General features: G+C 51.8%; 2 protein-coding genes. Both read right to left on the reverse strand.

All coding sequences use genetic code 11. From position 1 onward, the window contains the following. A partial coding sequence (locus AC1DWB_RS33180; protein WP_477545355.1) for a mandelate racemase/muconate lactonizing enzyme family protein occupies positions 1-912 on the reverse strand: 912 nt, incomplete at its 3' end. Positions 913-1055: 143 nt separating this feature from the next. After that, on the reverse strand, positions 1056-2618 hold the full coding sequence (locus tag AC1DWB_RS33185) for a HEAT repeat domain-containing protein (protein WP_477545356.1): 1563 nt from the start codon (positions 2616-2618) through the stop codon (positions 1056-1058). Between the last annotated feature and the right edge of the window lie 234 nt (positions 2619-2852).

The raw sequence follows: 2852 nt of genomic DNA on the forward strand, positions 1-2852 counted from the left end.
CAAATCCCCCACGTGCGGGCATATTGGAAGTTCATATGAAGCGGCAAGCCCGGCTACCTGTAGCCATTCGGTAATACCCCCCACCCGGGTCACGTCCACCTGCACATATTCAATGGCGCCCTGATGGATGTAATCGCGGAAGGCATACTTCGTATACACGTGCTCACCGAGCGCAATCGGGACGTTCAACGCATCTGCCAGCTTGCGATGCCCGAGGATGTCGTCCGGGTTGAGCGGCTCCTCCAGCCAGAACAAATCAAACTCCTCCAGCCGCTTGCCCCACGTCATCGCTGTGTTGATGTTCCACTGCTGGTTAACGTCGATCATGAAGATAACATCGTCGCCGATCGCCTTCCTCACGGCTTTACAGCGGTCGTAGTCTTCGCGCGGATCAGGCTTACCCACTTTGATTTTGACCCCAGTGAAACCCTGCTCGACAATGTCGCTCACGTCCTTGATCAGCCGTTCCTTTGACCAATTGAGCCAGCCGCCATTCGTGTTGTACGCCTTGATCCGCTTCGACTTGTGACCGCCGAGGTATTGCCACAACGGCTTGTTCGCCGCTTTCGCCATGATGTCCCACAACGCGATGTCCACAGCAGCAAGCGCCATGTGCGTTACACCGGCACGCCCGATCCAATGCATTTTACCGAAGCGCATCTCATCCCAAAGCTCCTTGACCATAAAAGGGTCTTTGCCAATGAGCAGTGGTGCGTAGTAGCGATCGATCGTTTGCGTAATCAGGTCGTCACCATTCGCGCAAGTTCCCGTATAACCCGTTCCGACAAACCCCTCATCCGTAAATATTCGTACTCCCGCCAGTCCCCAATGCGTTGCTATATTGATGGCGTCCGTGATGGGAGGCGTAATCGGTACATGCAGGATAAACGATTCCACGTTTGTAATTTTCATATATTCAACCCTCCCGCGATTACAATCGATTAGGCGAACAACGAACGACCGTACCTAGCAAGGATAAACGCCTACGGCGTCCTTTGACGCCGTGCGTTTGCCGAGACGATGAACAATCAGCAAAGTTATACTCCCTGAATCGTTTAAAAGGTACTCGCATTACTCGTATCCGGACACCACCGGGAGGAGCGGTAGTATCGGATCAAGGCGTCAACCGCATCATCCGTCCRAAGATGGGTGAGTGCTTCGGATGCATAGGCCCTGACATAACGGTCTTTACTGTGCAACGCTTGTTCCAAGGAACGGACGACCTGCCTTGCATCGCCTTCCTTGCCAGTGCGCAATAACGACAGCGCCGCCGTATAACCGATCTTATTCGCAATGTAACTTTGCTTGCTCACATACATGTCGTTTGATTGGGGGATCTCGCCCGTCTCTTCTAGAAGCGAAGCTTCTAAAGCTTTCGTTAATGCCGGAACGACTAGACCTGAGGCATTCCCAATCATACCCATCGCTTCGACCGCATTCCGACGAACCCACTCGCTCTCATCCTGCAAACTCGCAATCAATGAAGATATCACCCCGCTGTCGGAAGATCCAACCATTCCGAGTACGAATGTCGCCAGAGCTCTACGCTTCTCATCCGCGTGCTCCAGCACCTTGAGCAGTCCCGGAATCGCCTCGGCTCCAGCCCCCTGCAAACCATATGCGGCTCGTTCCGCTACCAGTGTGGTTCCCTTATTCATCTGATCGATCAGTTCCTCGATTCCTTCAGCTCCCATATGACCAAGCGCATAGGCTGCATTCAAAGCTGCCGTTTCCACCGGATCGTTCAATAGAAGTCCCAACGCGGGAGCACAAGAAGCTGCCTCTGCTCCGAGCAGCCCCAATTCGTCCGCTGCCCGTCCGCGAATCGCTTCATMCTCAGCTGTCAGCTCTTGCTGCAATTGCAGCAATTGTGTCTCGTCGATAGACGTATCGCCCTGCCGCATTGTACGTTCTCCACGGAGCCAGTCCCATACATCCTGCCATAGATTCAGATGGACAGCCGGTGTCCCTTCGGGCACAAGCAGCTCCTTGCATTGATGATTCCAACTAGGATACTCCGGCTTGCGCAGTCTGACAAACTGGAACTTCAACATGTAACGGTCCAGATCGGACACGTTGTGAGTAGCTTTATGCCACATGTCGAAATGCACAAGCACCATGGTTCCCGCCTTGCCGGTCGGCAGCAACGTCTCGCCTCGGTCTCCGATAAACTTCTCGTAGTATTGAGTACCTGGCATAATTGCGGTCGGCCCCAAATCCTCGGTTATGTCGTGTGTGTAATAGAATATCATCGCCCACCAAGGACGATGGCTACGCATGGAGGACCAGAAGCCATCCTTGTGCCATTGTCCACCACCTGGCTTATCATTACCTGGTTTATTGTAATGACAATGCCGGTGAGGATGCATGTAATAGTCCGGCCCCAGAACGCTCGTTAAGGCGCCCTTGACAACAGGCGTATCGAAAAACTGCTGAATGTCCGGAATCCGCGGCAGGATATTGTTGCCAGGGTTGCCTTCTTCGTGCATCACATGATAAACCTTGTTCATCACGCTCTCATGAAGCTGCGCCGGCAAGTCGTTTCGAAGCACCAAATAGCCCTTGGTAATGAACTGAATCATTTGTTCATCCGTCAACAAATATTTGCTGTCCAGCATATCCAATCTCCCCTTTATTCAACATTTATTTACGCTATCATTGTATCAACTGGTGTATCTCGTGTATTTACAGAAACGTCAATAATTTATACAATCGTCATGTAGATTGTTCTGAATAGTGGCAAAGGAAGTGAATCGGAGTATGGATTTTGCTGAGTTTCATCCCTATGTATATTTTGCGACCCGGTACCCTTTTTCCAGAGGACAAGCGAACAACAATAGGCACTGCTACAG

This window comes from Paenibacillus sp. P4_E11, assembly GCF_056401635.1.